This is a genomic window from Streptomyces cavernae (genome assembly GCF_004023625.1).
GTDB lineage: Bacteria > Actinomycetota > Actinomycetes > Streptomycetales > Streptomycetaceae > Streptomyces > Streptomyces cavernae.
In genome coordinates, this window is the sequence record NZ_RPDJ01000122.1 from 1 (window position 1) to 1,324 (window position 1,324).

Genomic DNA, 1,324 nt, shown 5'->3' on the forward strand with positions numbered 1-1,324 from the left:
TCAGCCCAGGCCGAATCTCTCGGCGTGTACTTGCAGGCGGGGGACGTTCAGGCTGCGCAGGCCGCTGAGGACGGCGGAGGTCATGGCGGGCGGGCCGCAGACGTACACGTCGCGTTCGGTGATGTCGGGAACCAGGGCGCGCAGGCTGTCGGGCTCGAACGGCGGGGTTCCCTCTCCCGTGCGGCCGGTGAGCAGGTGCAGCCGTCCGCCGCGGTCCGCGATCAGGGCTTGTACCTCGCCGGCCAGTACGGCGTCGTCCTGGCTGCGTACCCGGTAGAGCACGACGACGTCGCCGGCCGTTTGTTCCTCCAGCAGGGCTCGGACCGGTGTGATGCCCACGCCGCCGGCGATCAGCAGTGCGCCGGGCCGGGTCCGGTGCAGCGAGGTGAACGCCCCATACGGTCCCTCGACGAAGGCACGGGTGCCGATGGGGAGGTTGCGCAGGCCGGCGCTGGTGCTGCCGACCGCCTTGGCCGTCAGGCGCAGCGTCTGGCCGTCGGGGGCTGCCGACAGCGAGAACGGATTGGCCAGCCACCAGTGGTTGTGGCCGGGGAAACGCCAGATGCAGAACTGGCCGGCCCGGGCGGGCAGCTTGTCGAGGTGGCGGCCGGTGACGTGTACCGAGACCACGTTGTCCGACTCCGGCACCACCGCCGCGACCTTGAAGCGGTGGTAGGCGTTGCGCCACACGGGCGTGACGATCCGGCCCGTGACCAGGGCACCGAAGGCGAACAGCCACATGGCCCACCAGTAGATGGTCGCGGGCGTGGAGGAGGTGAAGGTCGTGGTCTCCAGCAACTGGTGGACGAAGGCCAGCCCCAACGCCAGGTACAGCAGCAGGTGCAGGCCGTGCCAGACCTCGTAGCGCAGCCGCCGCCGCACCGAGCGGGCGGAGACCGCGGCGACCACGACGATGATGCCCGCCGCCCACATGCCCAGCAGGGAGGCCGGCACCCCGGCCAGCGCGAAGAACGTCTTGCCCATCGAGGCGTCATCGAGCCTGGCATAGCCCAGCACCACCAGGAAGGCGTGGGTCAGGACGGTCCACAGCAGGGTGAAACCGACCCACCGGTGCCAGGCCGTCAACCGGTCCATGCCGATCCGGCGGTCCAGCCACGGCAGCCGGGCCACCAGCAGCAGCTGGAACAGCATCAGCACCGCTGCGTGCAGCCCGAAGAACTTGGCGACCGTGAGCACCCCGTTCTTGCCCTCACCCACGGTGAAGAACAACACCTCGACGATCACCACGTTGACGAACACAAACGACCACAGCGCCCACCGCGCCGCAACGACCGGAAGTACGGTGCCCCGCCGCACCTGTGAA

Annotated in this window: 1 protein-coding gene; it reads right to left on the reverse strand. The window is 69.8% G+C overall.

What is annotated here, in order from left to right; all coding sequences use genetic code 11:
- Complete coding sequence (locus tag EF387_RS46435) at positions 1–1,317, reverse strand: ferredoxin reductase family protein (protein WP_128382583.1); 1,317 nt, start codon at positions 1,315–1,317, stop codon at positions 1–3.
- Between the last annotated feature and the right edge of the window lie 7 nt (positions 1,318–1,324).